Origin of the sequence: Curtobacterium sp. BNK-1 (assembly GCF_048685235.1) — a bacterium.
GTDB classification, from domain to species: domain Bacteria; phylum Pseudomonadota; class Gammaproteobacteria; order Enterobacterales; family Enterobacteriaceae; genus Pantoea; species Pantoea agglomerans.
This window is the reverse complement of the sequence record NZ_JBLQTJ010000001.1, coordinates 2,419,232-2,434,191: the sequence shown is the minus strand read 5'-3', so window position 1 is coordinate 2,434,191 and position 14,960 is coordinate 2,419,232. Positions and strand designations below refer to the sequence as shown.

13 protein-coding genes and 1 riboswitch are annotated in these 14,960 nt (G+C 53.4%); of the genes, 5 read left to right on the top strand and 8 right to left on the bottom strand.

Translation table 11 applies throughout. From position 1 onward, the window contains the following. Nucleotides 1–86: 86 nt before the first annotated feature. From ACMGGP_RS11560 to metG, 5 genes are all read right to left on the bottom strand, one after another. Nucleotides 87–1,784, bottom strand: a complete 1,698-nt coding sequence (locus ACMGGP_RS11560) for an NAD-dependent malic enzyme (RefSeq protein WP_031592077.1) — start codon at nt 1,782–1,784, stop codon at nt 87–89. Nucleotides 1,785–2,053: 269 nt separating this feature from the next. Next, the gene (cdd, locus tag ACMGGP_RS11555) at nt 2,054–2,944 is read right to left on the bottom strand and encodes a cytidine deaminase (protein WP_498798460.1); all 891 of its coding nucleotides are present in this window, start codon (nt 2,942–2,944) and stop codon (nt 2,054–2,056) included. Between the two features lie 120 nt (nt 2,945–3,064). Continuing rightward, nucleotides 3,065–3,757: a CidB/LrgB family autolysis modulator gene (locus tag ACMGGP_RS11550; protein ID WP_022625036.1), complete on the bottom strand. Its 693-nt coding sequence runs from the start codon at nt 3,755–3,757 to the stop codon at nt 3,065–3,067. Further along, nucleotides 3,750–4,142, bottom strand: coding sequence for a CidA/LrgA family protein (locus ACMGGP_RS11545; RefSeq protein WP_010248237.1), 393 nt, complete (start codon nt 4,140–4,142; stop codon nt 3,750–3,752). Before ACMGGP_RS11545 ends, ACMGGP_RS11550 begins: the two co-directional genes overlap by 8 nt. A 233-nt stretch (nt 4,143–4,375) precedes the next feature. Further along, complete coding sequence (gene metG / locus ACMGGP_RS11540) at nt 4,376–6,409, bottom strand: methionine--tRNA ligase (RefSeq protein ID WP_498798459.1); 2,034 nt, start codon at nt 6,407–6,409, stop codon at nt 4,376–4,378. Between the two features lie 177 nt (nt 6,410–6,586). Here metG and apbC point away from each other — a divergent pair, with 177 nt between their 5' ends. After that, complete coding sequence (apbC, locus tag ACMGGP_RS11535) at nt 6,587–7,699, top strand: iron-sulfur cluster carrier protein ApbC (RefSeq protein ID WP_010248231.1); 1,113 nt, start codon at nt 6,587–6,589, stop codon at nt 7,697–7,699. On the opposite strand, the gene ACMGGP_RS11530 is transcribed toward apbC, so the two are convergent. Next, the gene (locus tag ACMGGP_RS11530) at nt 7,696–8,151 is read right to left on the bottom strand and encodes a GNAT family N-acetyltransferase (protein ID WP_033788246.1); all 456 of its coding nucleotides are present in this window, start codon (nt 8,149–8,151) and stop codon (nt 7,696–7,698) included. The genes apbC and ACMGGP_RS11530 overlap by 4 nt on opposite strands. 236 nt (nt 8,152–8,387) lie before the next feature. Here ACMGGP_RS11530 and ahpC point away from each other — a divergent pair, with 236 nt between their 5' ends. After that, complete coding sequence (ahpC, locus tag ACMGGP_RS11525; protein ID WP_010248225.1) at nt 8,388–8,951, top strand: alkyl hydroperoxide reductase subunit C; 564 nt, start codon at nt 8,388–8,390, stop codon at nt 8,949–8,951. A gap of 71 nt (nt 8,952–9,022) precedes the next feature. Then, complete coding sequence (gene ahpF / locus ACMGGP_RS11520) at nt 9,023–10,591, top strand: alkyl hydroperoxide reductase subunit F (RefSeq protein ID WP_010248223.1); 1,569 nt, start codon at nt 9,023–9,025, stop codon at nt 10,589–10,591. 54 nt (nt 10,592–10,645) lie between these two features. On the opposite strand, the gene ACMGGP_RS11515 is transcribed toward ahpF, so the two are convergent. Then, nucleotides 10,646–11,605 (bottom strand): AEC family transporter, encoded by a 960-nt coding sequence (locus tag ACMGGP_RS11515; protein ID WP_498798458.1) that lies wholly within the window; start codon nt 11,603–11,605, stop codon nt 10,646–10,648. Nucleotides 11,606–11,702: 97 nt separating this feature from the next. Next, nucleotides 11,703–11,903 (bottom strand): hypothetical protein, encoded by a 201-nt coding sequence (locus ACMGGP_RS11510; protein ID WP_498798457.1) that lies wholly within the window; start codon nt 11,901–11,903, stop codon nt 11,703–11,705. A gap of 304 nt (nt 11,904–12,207) precedes the next feature. Continuing rightward, nucleotides 12,208–12,308: riboswitch (TPP riboswitch) on the top strand. A 66-nt stretch (nt 12,309–12,374) separates the two neighbouring features. On the opposite strand from ACMGGP_RS11510, the gene ACMGGP_RS11505 reads away from it, so the two are divergent. Together ACMGGP_RS11505 and ACMGGP_RS11500 are read left to right on the top strand one after the other, a co-directional pair. Then, nucleotides 12,375–13,469: a tyrosine-type recombinase/integrase gene (locus ACMGGP_RS11505; protein WP_498798456.1), complete on the top strand. Its 1,095-nt coding sequence runs from the start codon at nt 12,375–12,377 to the stop codon at nt 13,467–13,469. 43 nt (nt 13,470–13,512) lie between these two features. Next, nucleotides 13,513–14,346, top strand: a complete 834-nt coding sequence (locus ACMGGP_RS11500; RefSeq protein ID WP_167430681.1) for an AbiJ-NTD4 domain-containing protein — start codon at nt 13,513–13,515, stop codon at nt 14,344–14,346. Nucleotides 14,347–14,960: the final 614 nt, after the last annotated feature.

The following is a 14,960-nucleotide window of genomic DNA, read 5'->3' as shown; positions in this document are numbered from 1 at the left end:
AGCTGTCACTGTGAAGCAAGTTACTGCCGGCTGGCTGTGCTTTTTTTGAACACTGCCGGATCGGATGCAATCCGGCAGTCTGAAGATTAAATCGAGGTACGACGATAATGACGGTACTGCGGCAGCCAGAAGTTGTTGGCGATAGCCTGTGACAACACATCTTCAGAGGTCACCACGGCGACACCCGCCAGCTGAGCAGCTTTACCGACTTCCATCGCAATGATTTTCGATACACCCTGGATATCTTTAATCTCAGGCAGCACCGGGCCTTCACCTTCATTCACCAGCGGAGAGCAGTCAGCGAGCGCGCGGCTGGCGGTCATCAGCATGGTATCAGTAACGCGGCTGGCACCCGAAGCAATCACACCCAGACCAATGCCCGGGAAGATGTAGGAGTTGTTGCACTGCGCAATCGGATAGGTTTTACCGTTCCAGCTCACTGGCGAGAACGGACTGCCGGTTGCGACCAGCGCGGCACCGTCAGTCCAGGCGATGATATCGGCTGGCGTCGCTTCCACGCGTGATGTCGGGTTCGACAGTGGCATCACAATAGGGCGCTTACAGTGCTTGTGCATCTCGCGGATGATCTCTTCGGTGAACAGGCCCGGCTGGCCAGAGACACCAATCAGAATATCGGGCCTGGCATTGCGCACCACGTCCAGCAGCGAGATGGAATCATTGGTAACATCCCACTGCTGCAGGTTTTCACTCTTCTGCACCAGCTTACTCTGGAAATCGAGCAGGTTAGGCAGCTTGTCAGTGAGCAGACCAAAGCGATCCACCATCATTACCCGGCCACGCGCTTCCTCGTCACTCAGACCTTCGGATTTCATCTGTGCGATGATCTGTTCAGCGATACCACAACCTGCGGAACCGGCGCCCAGGAACACCACTTTCTGCTCGCACAGGCGGCTGCCGGCGGCGCGGCTGGCGGCAATCAGCGTACCCACGGTTACGGCGGCAGTGCCCTGAATATCATCATTAAAGCAGCAGACTTCATCGCGATAGCGGTTCAGCAGCGGCATGGCATTCTTCTGGGCGAAATCTTCAAACTGCAACAGCACTTTCGGCCAGCGGCGTTTAACGGCCTGAATAAAATCGTTCACGAACGCATCATACTCTTCACCGGTGATGCGCGGATGACGCCAGCCCATATAGAGCGGATCGTTCAGCAACTGCTGGTTGTTGGTACCAACATCCAGCACCACCGGCAGGGTGTAAGCCGGACTGATGCCGCCACAGGCGGTATAGAGTGAAAGCTTACCAATCGGGATACCCATACCACCGATGCCCTGATCGCCGAGGCCCAGAATACGCTCGCCATCAGTCACCACGATCACCTTCACATTCTGCTTAGTGGCGTTTTGCAGCATATCTTCGATATGGTCGCGGTTAGGGTAGGAGATGAACACGCCACGCGCACGACGGTAGATTTCAGAGAAGTGTTCGCAGGCTGCGCCGACGGTCGGGGTGTAGATGATGGGCATCATCTCTTCGAGATGGTTATCCAGCAGGCGGTAGAACAGCGTTTCGTTGGTGTCCTGAATGTTACGCAGGTAGACATGCTTATCGTTATTGTTTTTGAAGTCCTGGAACTGACGCCAGGCACGCTGCGCCTGCTCTTCAATCGATTCCACTGCTTCTGGCAGCAGACCGTTGAGGTTGAATTCGTTACGTTCTTCGATACTAAAGGCGCTGCCTTTGTTCAGCAGGGGAAATTCCAGCAAAATCGGGCCAGCATAAGGGATATACAGCGGGCGTTTACTTTCGTAGTCGAGTTCCATGCGGTAATGCTCCGGTTGCAGTGTTGTCTGGCGTCACGCCGGAAAGGTAGCGCCAGTTTTCTTACCCGTTATAGCTCAGACTGCAGGCCTGGCAGCGGCAGGGTAACCGCTGCAGAAACATTCACGACCGTGCTGCCATCCTGCAACCTGAATTATTCAGAGTAATTTGTAATGACGTGAATTCTGGCGCCAGATCCTATGAAATTTCCCGCAGAAGTACAGCGTTTGTTCATAAAAGCTCACAAAACTGTGGCCTCTCTGACAGCGGGTTATGCTTTGTTCAGCGTCACCTGCAGCAGCTCACCGCAACCAAAGGTCTCTAGTGTCGCCTGTGTGGCGGCGAACTGGCTTAGCGTGGCATTTTCCACTTCGGCTAATACCGCTTTTTTTATCTGACGAACATCGCCACCCTGCATGTTCAGCAGGACCAGCGCCGCCTGAAGGGGCGGGAAACTCGGGTTAAAGGCGGCATTTTCCGCATAGCGCCCGGTGACAATCGAGCCGGTTGCGGTCAGCAGCGCAACACCGGCGTGTGACTGGCTGTAAGGCGCGTGGCTGGCATTGGCAGCGGCAACCGCGGCCTGCACCAGTTCATCGCCTTCGGCTACATAGCCGTGATCCACGCTGTCCATCAGAAAGGTCGTGATGTCCAGATCGCGCGGTCCAAAGGCATCCGGCAGATAATCGGCCAGGGTGCTGATCGCGCGTTGTGGCAGGCTGATGCGAATGTTCGTGCCGCTGTTCAGCTCGTTCATAAACTGACGGCAGTGACCGCACGGTGTGTAGTTAACGGTGATCGTCTCAAGCTGACTTTCGCCACGCAGCCACGCATGGGTAATGGCGCTCTGCTCGGCGTGAACCGTCTGCTGCATCGGCGTACCGGTAAATTCCATGTTGGCCCCGAAGTACCAGTTGCCGCTGACGCCACGGGCGATAGCCCCGACGTTAAAATGCGACACGGTAGCAACGGCACAGGCCGCCGCCAGGGGCAGCAGCGCCAGCGCCAGAGTATCGGCATCCATCTGTGTCTGTTGCTGCAGTGAGGCGACCTGGTCGGCGCTCAGCACCGCCTGAAAGCCAGGATCGTCCAGCAGCGGAGCGAGTGCGGTTTGCAGCGTTGACGGCAATGCCTCAAAGGCAGAGAGGAAACGGGATTGCATGTGAGCCTCATTAGATTCAGCAGGGCGATGTGCCAGTCACCGGTTTATATGTGATCCACATCGCTCTGACAATGTAACCTGTGTTGCATGTTTCAACTTTGCGAGATCTCTCGCAAACTTTCAGCCAAACCAGTGCAGCAGCAGCGGAAAAATAAACGGCGCCAGGAGTGAGGTGATGATGCCGCAGATCACCAGCGCCAGTGAGCTGAATGCCCCTTCCTGATAGTCGAGTTCAGCGGCGCGTGCTGTGCCGAGGGCGTGCGACGCGTTACCTATCGCCAGCCCGCGCGCTGCCTTAGATTTCACGCCAAGCAGATTCAGTACGGTATGTCCGAACACCGCACCCAGTACTCCGGCAATCAGCACGCAGATGGCGCTGATGGCGGGAATGCCGTGCAGTGAACCGGAGACGGCCATCGCAATGGGCGTGGTAACGGATTTAGGAATGATGGTAGCGGCGATTTCAGGCGTGGCACCCATCCACAGAGCAATAGCGGTGCCAGAGGTCATGGCGGTCACACTGCCGATAAAGCAGACGCCAATAATCGATTTCCAGCGGGCACGGATCTGATGCATCTGCTCATACAGCGGCAGTGCCAGCGCGACAACAGCCGGTTGCAGCAGCTGATTAAGAATCTGACTGCCCGCGAAATAGCGCGAATAGGGCAGCTGCAACAGCAGCAGAATCGGGATAATAATCGCCATCGCCACCAGCAGCGGATTGAGCAGCGAGATTTTCAGCCGTATCGCCAGTTTGCGTGCCAGAAAAAATGCCGCCAGCGTCAGTGGCAGTGACCACCATATTTCACTCATCGCCTGACTCCCCGGCCGGACGGCGACTATGAAGCTGGTGGGCGCTTACGCCGACAATAGAGAGAACCAGGAAAGTGCTGACGACGCAGGAGATCACGATAGGGCCAAACTGCGCGGTCAGAATATCGGTGTAGCTCATCACCCCGACGCTGATCGGCACAAACAGCAGCGCCATATAGCGAATCAGCAGATGGCAGCCCGGTTTAACCCAGCTGACCGGCAGGATCTGCGAGGCGAGCAGGGCAAACAGAATTAACATCCCAAGGATGCTGCCAGGCAGTTTGATGGGCAGCAGCGAGGCGATGCCGATTCCGGCGTATAAGCAGAGATAAATGATGATAAAGGCGCGAAGATAGCGCCCGCAGACAGACAGCACGGTGAGCATGGCAGGCTCCTGTTTTCACTGAGCTTCATCATACGCATTAACCGCTTAGCGTGCTAGCGATCACATTTATGCAGCGGTGTGGCCGTAGCAGATACAGATTTTCAGGGGCGGGAGTGGAATGGAAGCGGTGCACATTCAGAGCGAGGAGTGATAACCCTTCGCGCCCGTGATGAGGCACGAAGGGTTTGAGAACGACACTGCGCTAAGCGGTTAAAGCCGCAGAATGCAGAGTGTTACTTAACGGGCATTCCCGGTACAGCACCGCTGTCGACGGACAGCACAAACAGATCTTTGCCGCCAGGACCCGCTGACAGCACCATGCCTTCAGAAATACCAAAGCGCATTTTACGCGGCGCGAGGTTGGCCACGATAATGGTCATTTTACCGACCAGCACAGAGGGATCGGGATAGGCGGCGCGGATACCCGAGAAGATCTGACGCTTTTCACCGCCAATGTCGAGCTGCAGGCGCAGCAGCTTGTCCGAACCCTCAACCAGTTCCGCCTGCTCAATCAGCGCCACGCGCATATCAACTTTGGCGAAATCGTCGATGGTGATGGTGTCACCTACCGGCGAATCTGCCAGCGGGCCGCTTGCGGCCGGTGCACTGGCGGCCGCGGCATCCTCTTTCGAGGCCTCAATCAGTCCTTCAACCTTTGCCATCTCAATGCGGCTGTAAAGCGCTTTGAATGGCGCAACCTGGTGGTCCAGCAGCGGTTGCGCGATAGCATCCCAGCTCAGTTCGCAGTTCAGGAAGCCTTCTGCACGGGCGCTCAGTGACGGCAGCACCGGCTTCAGCCAGGTCATCAGAATGCGGAACAGGTTGATGCCCATTGAGCAGATCGCCTGCAGATCGGCATCACGGCCTTCCTGTTTCGCTACCACCCACGGAGCCTGCTCATCGACATAGCGGTTCGCCAGGTCGGCCAGCGCCATGATCTCACGAATAGCCCGGCTGTATTCACGACCGGCCCAGGCTTCACCAATCTTCTCTGACGCGTCCACAAAGGTCTGATAGAGCGCCGGATCGGCCAGCTCAGCCGCCAGTTTGCCGTCAAAGCGTTTAGTGATAAAGCCCGCGTTACGTGACGCCAGGTTAACCACTTTGTTGACGATGTCGGCGTTTACGCGCTGGACGAAATCTTCCAGATTCAGGTCGATATCGTCGATACGTGAAGAGAGTTTCGCCGCGTAGTAGTAACGCAGGCTGTCCGCATCAAGATGCTGCAGCCAGGTGCTGGCTTTAATAAAGGTGCCGCGCGACTTCGACATCTTGGCACCGTTGACGGTGACATAGCCGTGCACAAACAGGTTGTTCGGCTTGCGGAAGTTGCTGCCTTCCAGCATCGCTGGCCAGAACAGGCTGTGGAAGTAGACGATATCTTTACCGATGAAGTGATAGAGCTCGGTAGTAGAGTCTTTACGCCAGAATTCATCGAAGTCGATGTCGCCGCGCTTGTCGCACAGGTTCCTGAACGAGCCCATGTAGCCGATAGGCGCATCCAGCCAGACATAAAAATATTTGCCTGGCGCATCCGGAATTTCAAAGCCGAAGTAGGGCGCGTCGCGGGAGATATCCCACTGCTGCAGGCCCGATTCGAACCACTCCTGCATTTTGTTCGCCACCTGATCCTGCAGCGCACCCGAGCGGGTCCAGGCCTGCAGCATGGCGCTGAACGAGGGCAGATCAAAGAAGAAGTGTTCAGAGTCGCGCAGAACCGGCGTCGCGCCAGAGACCACCGATTTTGGCTCGATCAGCTCGGTCGGGCTGTAGGTCGCGCCACACACTTCGCAGTTATCGCCATACTGATCGGCAGATTTACATTTCGGGCAGGTGCCTTTTACAAAACGGTCCGGCAGGAACATCCCTTTTTCCGGATCGTAAAGCTGGGAGATGGTGCGGTTTTTAATAAAACCGTTCTCTTTCAGACGGCCATAAATCAGCGCAGAAAGCTCACGGTTTTCGTCGCCGTGGGTCGAGTGATAGTTGTCATAGCTGACGTTGAAACCGGCAAAGTCGGCTTCATGCTCGCTTTTCATTTCTGCAATCATCTGCTCCGGTGCAATCCCTAACTGCTGAGCTTTCAGCATGATAGGCGTACCGTGCGCATCATCGGCGCAGATGAAATAAACCTGATTGCCACGCATTCGCTGATAACGCACCCAAATGTCGGCCTGGATATGCTCGAGCATATGGCCGAGATGGATTGATCCGTTCGCGTAAGGCAGTGCGCACGTTACCAGAATTTTTTTAGCGACTTGAGTCATAGTTTGCGTAGCTTTCTGTTGATTGAAAAAACGGGCTTAGATGGTAACTGAAGGCTTCTCCTGCGTAAACACAAGGGATTCACCCCCTACGGTCACCGCAGATCCACGGGCATCTGATATCATTGACAATACATCGCTGAAACACAGCGTAAGCACAGCAGAAATAAGGAGTAGGGGATGACAGCACAATCCCGGGAACCGCAGACGCCAGAAGGCCTGCGCGCCATCGTAGCTGGCGTATTGAGAAGCTTTGAGCATCCGACCCTTAAGCAGAATCTCACCGCCCTGAAGGCGTTACATCACGTGGCACAGCTTGACGGTACGCTGCATGTGGAGCTGCTGATGCCGTTTGCCTGGGCCAGCGGGTTCGACGTCCTGAAAGAGCAGGTCAGCGCCGAACTGCTGCGTCAGACCGGCGCGGGTGCCATCGACTGGCGACTCAGCCATGATATTGCCACCCTGAAACGGGTGAAAAACCAGCCGGGCGTCAACGGCGTGAAAAATATTATTGCGGTCAGCTCTGGCAAAGGCGGCGTGGGTAAATCCAGCACCGCCGTGAACATGGCGCTGGCGCTGGCAGCAGAGGGGGCGCGGGTCGGCATTCTTGACGCCGACATTTATGGCCCGTCAGTGCCGAACATGCTTGGCACCCAGGATCAACGGCCTACCTCGCCGGATGGCACCCACATGGCGCCGATCATGGCGCACGGGCTGGCAACCAACTCTATTGGTTATCTGGTCACGGACGACAATGCCATGGTGTGGCGCGGGCCGATGGCCAGCAAAGCGCTGATGCAGCTGCTGAACGAGACGCTGTGGCCTGAGCTGGATTATCTGGTGCTGGATATGCCACCCGGTACCGGCGACATTCAGCTGACACTGGCGCAGAACGTACCGGTCACCGGCGCGCTGGTGGTGACTACGCCGCAGGATATCGCCCTGATTGATGCCCGCAAAGGGCTGGTGATGTTTGAAAAGGTTAATGTGCCGGTACTTGGTGTGGTGGAAAACATGAGCCTGCATGTCTGCAGTCAGTGTGGCTTCCATGAGCCGATTTTCGGCACCGGCGGCGCACAGAAACTGGTAGAGGATTACCAGACGCAGCTGCTGGCCCAGCTGCCGCTGCACATTGACCTGCGCGAAGATCTCGATGAAGGTCAGCCGACAGTGATTCGCCGGCCCGATAGCGAGTTTACCGCGCTTTATCGCCAGCTGGCCGGACGCGTTGCTGCCCAGCTTTACTGGCAGGGCGAAGTCATCCCCGGCGACATCGCCTTCCGCGCGCTCTAAGCACGACCCGACCCGCTGGCATATTGCGAAGCCAGCGGGTAGTGCATTAACACGTAACCACCATGTTCGCCTTCGCCTTGTGAAATCATCTTCCAGCCATGTTTCAGGTAAAAGGCCTGCGCCGCTTTATTCTTCTGCAGGCACTTCAGCGCGCCGGTTGAGGTAAAGCGCGCCTCTGCCGCCTTAAGCAAAGCGCTGCCCACACCGCGACCCTGCCAGTCAGGATCGACATAGAGGCTGTGCAGGAAGTTATCGTTCTCCAGCAGGCCGGCAAATCCGACCCGCTGTCCGTCAACTTCCGCGACCAGCACGGTTTCACCCAGGATTACCCCATCAAAATCTTCCAGCTGCCACTCGCTGCCGTCCAGCCAGCGCCAGTTATGCCGACGCGCCGCCAGAAACAGCGTACGCAGAAAAGGACGATCGGCTTCAGTAAACGGACGAATCTCCACAAGTCAGCTCCCTTTTAATCCGGTCTTACAAAACTAGCAGCGATTTGCGGAGAGGGGCGGAAAAGATAAAGCGGGTTAAATGTCACGTAAATCGCTGTACACTGCCTGCCGGGCCAGAGAGCATCAGGCTCTTAGCGTTTGATAGCTTTCGTTAATCAAATTGATAACGACTGCATATTAGATGTTGGCCCGGAAATTATGTAACCTGCATCACATATTTTAACGGAGGCCACCAGATGTCTATTATCAATACCAAAATCAAGCCGTTCAAAAACGCAGCATTCAAAAACGGCGAATTCATCGACGTAACCGAGAAAGACGTTGAAGGTAAATGGAGTGTGTTCTTCTTCTATCCAGCTGACTTCACCTTCGTCTGCCCGACCGAGCTGGGCGACGTGGCTGATCACTACGAAGAGTTCCAGAAACTGGGCGTAGATATCTACTCCGTTTCTACCGATACCCACTTTACCCACAAAGCCTGGCACGGTTCTTCTGACACCATCGCGAAAATCCAGTACACGATGATCGGTGACCCGACTGGCGCGCTGACCCGTAACTTCGAAATCATGCGTGAAGACGAAGGTCTGGCTGACCGCGGTACCTTTATCGTTGACCCGGAAGGCGTTATCCAGGCAATCGAAATCACTGCTGAAGGCATTGGCCGTGACGCCTCTGACCTGCTGCGCAAAGTGAAAGCGGCTCAGTACGTGGCTTCTCACCCAGGTGAAGTGTGCCCGGCTAAATGGAAAGAAGGTGATGCAACACTGGCTCCGTCTCTGGACCTGGTTGGCAAAATCTAATTCCGCTTCGGCCTTTCGACCATTCTCCAATCGGGTGCTGCGGCACCCGATTTTTTGACCAGGATATCACTATGCTCGACACAAATCTGAAAACCCAGCTCAAGGCTTACCTTGAGAAATTAACCAAACCTGTTGAGTTGATTGCCACGCTGGACGAAGGTGCAAAATCAACCGAGATCCGTGAACTGTTGGTTGATATCGCCGGTTTGTCTGACAAAGTCAGCTTCCGCGAAGAGAACGATCGTCAGGTGCGTAAGCCCTCATTTCTGATCACCAACCCAGGTTCGAACAGTGGCCCACGTTTTGCCGGTTCACCTCTGGGTCACGAATTTACCTCACTGGTGCTGGCACTGTTACAGACCGGTGGGCATCCGTCGAAAGAAGCACAAAGCCTGCTGGATCAGATTGCCGCGCTGGACAGCGACTTCCATTTCGAAACCTACTATTCACTCTCATGCCATAACTGCCCTGACGTCGTACAGGCGCTGAACCTGATGGCGGTGATTAACCCGCGCATCAGCCACACCGCTATCGACGGTGGCCTGTTCCAGAACGAGATTCAGGAACGTAACGTGATGGGCGTGCCAGCGGTTTACCTCAATGGTAAAGAGTTTGGTCAGGGTCGCATGAGCCTGGCGGAAATCGTCAGCAAAGTGGATACCAATGCCGACAAACGTGCAGCGGAAGAGCTGAACAAGCGTGACGCGTATGAAGTCCTGATTATCGGCAGCGGCCCGGCGGGCGCAGCGGCAGCCATCTACTCAGCACGTAAAGGTATCCGTACCGGCCTGCTGGGTGAGCGTTTTGGCGGCCAGGTGCTGGACACGGTCGATATCGAAAACTATATCTCCGTACCGAAAACCGAAGGGGCAAAACTGGCCGGTTCACTGCGCGCACACGTGGATGATTACAACGTGGACGTCATTGAAAGCCAGAGCGCCATCAAACTGATCCCGGCAGCGAAAGAGGGCGGAATGCACGCCATCGAAACCGCCTCCGGCGCAGTATTGAAATCACGCAGCATCATCCTGGCGACCGGCGCACGCTGGCGTAACATGGGCGTGCCGGGTGAAGAAGAGTATCGCACCAAAGGCGTAACTTACTGCCCACACTGCGATGGCCCGCTGTTTAAAGGCAAACGCACGGCGGTGATCGGCGGCGGTAACTCCGGCGTGGAAGCGGCCATTGACCTGGCCGGTATCGTTGAACACGTTACGCTGCTGGAGTTTGCCGGTGAGATGCGCGCCGATCAGGTGCTGCAGGATAAGCTGCGCAGCCTGAAGAACGTGGATGTGATCCTGAACGCGCAGACCACCGAAGTGAAAGGCGACGGCACCAAAGTCACCGGCCTGCACTATATCGACCGTACGACGCAGACCACTCATGAGCTGCCGCTCTCCGGTATCTTCGTTCAGATCGGTCTGCTGCCGAATACCCCATGGCTGGAAGGTGCGGTTGAGCGCAACAAAATGGGTGAGATCATCATCGATGGTAAATGTGAAACCAGCCTGAAAGGCGTGTTCGCCGCGGGCGACTGCACCACCGTACCGTACAAGCAGATCATCATCGCCAGCGGCGAAGGTGCTAAAGCCTCACTGAGCGCTTTTGACTATCTGATTCGTACCAAATCGGCTGAGTAACATTTAGTTAGCCAGACAATAGCCCTTCAGCACGCCTGCTGAGGGGCTTTTTTGTTAATAGCCCGCCAGCGTCATCAGCATCATCCAGATTGGCGTCGTCACCGCCGCAAACACGGTAGAAAAGAGCATGCTCGCCGCCGCCGGGCCGGTAATGACATTGAACTTCTGCGACATCAGATAGACGTTAACCCCGACTGCCATCGATCCCAGCAGCACCACCACTTTACTCTCCAGCGGCGGCAGATCGGTCAGCCACGCGATAGCCCATACCGTCATCGGTTGCAGCACCAGCTTCAGCAGGCAGATGGTATAGCTCTCTTTTAAGCCATCCCGCACCCGATAGTGTGCCAGGCTCATGCCCAGCGTCACCAGCGACAGAGGTGCGGCCAGTGAGGCCAGCATCTTTAGCGGTTCAGCGGCCAGCAGCGGCAAGGGACGTTGCAGAAAGCTCCAGGCTGTACCGCTGAGAATACCGATGATCAGCGGATTCTTCAGCACGCCGAGCAGGGTGCGCCAGAGTCCTTCCAGCGAGAAGCTGCCCTGTTTTGCCCACTCGACCGAAACGGTCAGTAAGGTCCAGAGGATCAGGCTGTTAAACACCAGCACCAGCGCCGCCGGGGGCAGGGCTTCTGGCCCCAGCAGTACCGTGGCCACTGGGATCCCCAGCATGACGTTGTTGGAAAAGATGCCGCCCAGCGCAAAAACCGACGCCGCTACGCCATCCAGATTAAACAGCCTTGTTGCCAGCAGTCGCCCCACGATAAACACCAGCAGGCAACTGCCGAAAAAGGCCAGCAACAGGCGCGCATCCACCGGCGGACTTTGCGAGAAGGTGCTCATTACCCGAAACAGCATGCAGGGCAGAGCAACGTTAAACACAAAGCGGTTCATCCCTTCACTGATGCTGGCGGGCCATTTCCCCAGGCGCGTCAGGCAGTACCCCAGCAGGATCAGGATAAACAGCGGGGCTGACAGGTAAATTTGATGGCTTAAGCTTTCAAACAGCAGTGGCATAGAGAGAGTCTGGTCAGACGATGATTAGTTACCAGACTAACAAATTGCTAACTAACTGTTAACCTGAACTGTGTCCGGAATGACCGTTGCCGGGACGTTAACCTAACCAGCGGCGCGCCTGCCGATCGCTGATGTCGCGATAATAGACACGGTGAATAATTTCGCCACAGCCTGTGCAACGGGCGGAGATATAGGTGGAGAGGTACTGTCTGCCATTGGGTGCCACGGCACCCTTGCGTTCAATATTAATATCCTGCCATCGATGGCGGTGTGGAATAAGCGCTAAAAATCGCATCATACATCCTGAATAGTATGAAGTTCCGCTTCAGGAGTTTTCTGACTCCATGAAATAAAGTGTTTTTTACGATGATGCTGCGAGCAGGTTAATTATTATGGGGTAACCAGAGTCACTGCAGGAAATATTACCCATCCGGGTAATAAGCGGGGCTACCTATAAAGAGGTATCTCGTTAACCCGCAGCATTAAGCCTTTTTTTGCACCCTCAGGCGTTGATCGGGATCATGTGAATTGTTTCAGCTCTGATTATTTCCCAGGCGGGAGTCGCTTGCTTTCGCTGCGCGGCTTGCCTATGCTGCAAGCCGTAATACGACTCGGGGTGCCGCTTTCCACACGGAAAGGGCTGAGAAAAACCCGCTGACCTGAACTGGATAATGCCAGCGTAGGGGTGTTAATACCTTCAAATTTCATATAGATAGCACTTATTCCATCTTGTATTTATTAGCCACTGGCACAAGATGAGGAACACCAATTGCTGTCTAAACGCATCCGCTACACGTTCAAACGCCATTCAATTTATTACGTCCAATTCTGCCTCCCTGCTGGGAAGATGTATCGACGTTCTCTTGAGACTGATAGCTACAGAGAAGCCAATGCATTGATGCTTGCTGAAGCATGGGAGAAATACAAAGCAGAACGTGGGATGAAATGGACTATAGCTATAGCCTCAGCTAATGAGCGTTACATTAAGCCATTGATAGCCCTAATTGGACCTCAGAGCGATGTAGAGAAGATAACAACACGTGACATACGTCAGGTTATGGAGGCTGTAGAAAACCTCCCTAAGCGCGTTATACAGCCCTATAGGTCTATGACAATTCAGCAGCTATTAGCCTGTGATAATGTGCCAGAGAAAGATGTGATAGGCTCTGAAGCTATACATAAACACCTGAAGATTTATAAATCCCTGTTCAAAACTTTCCTGACAGATGAGAAGGGGATATTAACCAAATCTCCTACGGACGGAATAACGGCCCCTCCATCAGCAAAACGCTTTGGAGCCTATACGCCTAATGAAATGCGCTCATTCGTTTCATACGCCATCAATGAGGCTGAGGGCTGGCTGAAATGGGTTGTCCTGCTGCTTGCTTATACAGGAGCCAGACGCAGTGAGATAGCAACGCTCACTAAAGGGCAGGTGTATTTTGATGATGATAGCAATCGACACCACTTGCTAATCAGGGATGGTAAGACAGACAACGCTACAAGGCAGATTCCCATTCATCAGCATCTGATTGATTTGGGATTTCTTCAGTTTGTTGAAGTAAGTAATGATGCGCTATTCCCTGAAGTGTCAGGAACCAACATGGCTAAGATTGGCAAGGAGCTAACCACCATCAGGGAGACGCTAGCTATCCCGTATCTGGACATACACAATCAAAGACGTATTGTGCATAGCTTCAGGCATAGCGTTGTAACTGCTGCTTCTGGATGGATGAATAACGTTGCTCATTTACAGCAGGTAGTTGGGCATGAGAAAACAGGAACGGGAATCACGAGAAGATACATGCACGACTTCCCGCTATCTGTTGTTTGTCATATCATTGATAATCTGAATTGGCTCTAAGCCATTACACGGCGCACACTCAGCATAGAAAGCAGGGGCAAAAATGGCTAGACGATTCTCCCAACGATATGGATATGTGAAAGTTGAAGACGTAATCCAAATTGAAAGCCTGAACAATGATTCGAGAATAGGTATCTGGAATTGCATTCATAGAAACTTAGGGTTAGGGGGAGTTACAATCGCAGCAGATACCCAGTATTGTCTGAGGGGAATATGGACTGACTACTTAAACCGGCCAATCGATGATATACCATCTTTGGTGAGAGGTAATATCTACTCTCCTTCTATGGCTGATATGCTAAAGAACTCAATATCCAATGATGATTGGTACAGCGTATTGGATGTAATTGAGTTTATAATTCAAAGTGTTAATGAGACAAATAAAAAAGCCCTTTTAAGGGATATGAATCAAACTTTTAGAAAATTTGGTGTTGCTTATACTATCATCAACTATCTTGTCACTCCCATATCAAGTGAGGTTGAAGTACAGAGCATACAAGAGGCCATTGCTAATAGTCCCGAATCTTCAGGTTTGCACTTTGAAAGGGCGCTTGAATTAATGGCTGATAGGGAGCAACCTGATTATCGAAATTCCATCAAAGAATCTATATCAGCTATTGAATCACTATGTAAAAAGATCACTGAGGATGATAAAGGTACGCTAGGAAAGTGTCTTACTTTAATTGAGAAGCAAGGGTATATCCACCCTGCAATGAAACAAGCCTTCACTCAGTTGTATGGTTACACTAGTGACCAGCCAGGAATACGCCATGCATTAGGCAATGATTCCCCTGAACCTAGCTTAGAGGATGCGCGATTTATGCTGATTGCTTGTAGCGCATTTAATAACTATCTACTTGCGAAGACAGGCTCATAACAATACATGTTGACGCTAGGCAATATCTCGCTTCAGCGTCAGCAGTAATAAACGTGCTTTAGCACAGAGGATGAGAAAACACCTATATCGATACCCGCTTCGCTCCTATGTATCGTGGGGTGTCCTATCAACCCCATCTAATATAACGCAGCAAAGCTGCGAGAATAGTCACTATGTTCATTCTCCATTCCCTCATTCACCAGCTATTCGCTGGCTCATTCAGGGTGACATACGTCACGGAGAATACGCCTTAATACAACCTGTCTCGCCGTAGGCGTTATAGAATGACAAACAATAGGATATACAGGGGGAATGATTTTCAGGAGGGAGGAATAACATAAATGGAATGTGTATGAAAGGAGAGGGGAGAGTAGGGTCAATGGCTTATTTTACTCTGACTAACAAATGCTATTATAGGGCACGCAGCAGAGCTGCAAAGGTCAACAGAAACGCACCAATCTCCCTCACAGCTGGGGCTGTTCGTTAGCTTGTACATTCCGGAGGGTAGTTGTTATTCACTGTTCCTGACTAACGCTCCGTTTCCCCCTGAGAAGCCTTTAAATACTATTGCGGTAATTAATTTAATACTTTGTGCACGGTAGTGCGTGAGATAG

Coding starts and splice junctions, on each gene's coding strand:
- ACMGGP_RS11560 (WP_031592077.1), bottom strand. CDS start 1,784: ATGGAACTCGACTACGAAAGTAAACGCCCGCTGTATATCCCTTATGCT.
- cdd (WP_498798460.1), bottom strand. CDS start 2,944: ATGCAATCCCGTTTCCTCTCTGCCTTTGAGGCATTGCCGTCAACGCTG.
- ACMGGP_RS11550 (WP_022625036.1), bottom strand. CDS start 3,757: ATGAGTGAAATATGGTGGTCACTGCCACTGACGCTGGCGGCATTTTTT.
- ACMGGP_RS11545 (WP_010248237.1), bottom strand. CDS start 4,142: ATGCTCACCGTGCTGTCTGTCTGCGGGCGCTATCTTCGCGCCTTTATC.
- metG (WP_498798459.1), bottom strand. CDS start 6,409: ATGACTCAAGTCGCTAAAAAAATTCTGGTAACGTGCGCACTGCCTTAC.
- apbC (WP_010248231.1), top strand. CDS start 6,587: ATGACAGCACAATCCCGGGAACCGCAGACGCCAGAAGGCCTGCGCGCC.
- ahpC (WP_010248225.1), top strand. CDS start 8,388: ATGTCTATTATCAATACCAAAATCAAGCCGTTCAAAAACGCAGCATTC.
- ahpF (WP_010248223.1), top strand. CDS start 9,023: ATGCTCGACACAAATCTGAAAACCCAGCTCAAGGCTTACCTTGAGAAA.
- ACMGGP_RS11515 (WP_498798458.1), bottom strand. CDS start 11,605: ATGCCACTGCTGTTTGAAAGCTTAAGCCATCAAATTTACCTGTCAGCC.
- ACMGGP_RS11510 (WP_498798457.1), bottom strand. CDS start 11,903: ATGATGCGATTTTTAGCGCTTATTCCACACCGCCATCGATGGCAGGAT.
- ACMGGP_RS11500 (WP_167430681.1), top strand. CDS start 13,513: ATGGCTAGACGATTCTCCCAACGATATGGATATGTGAAAGTTGAAGAC.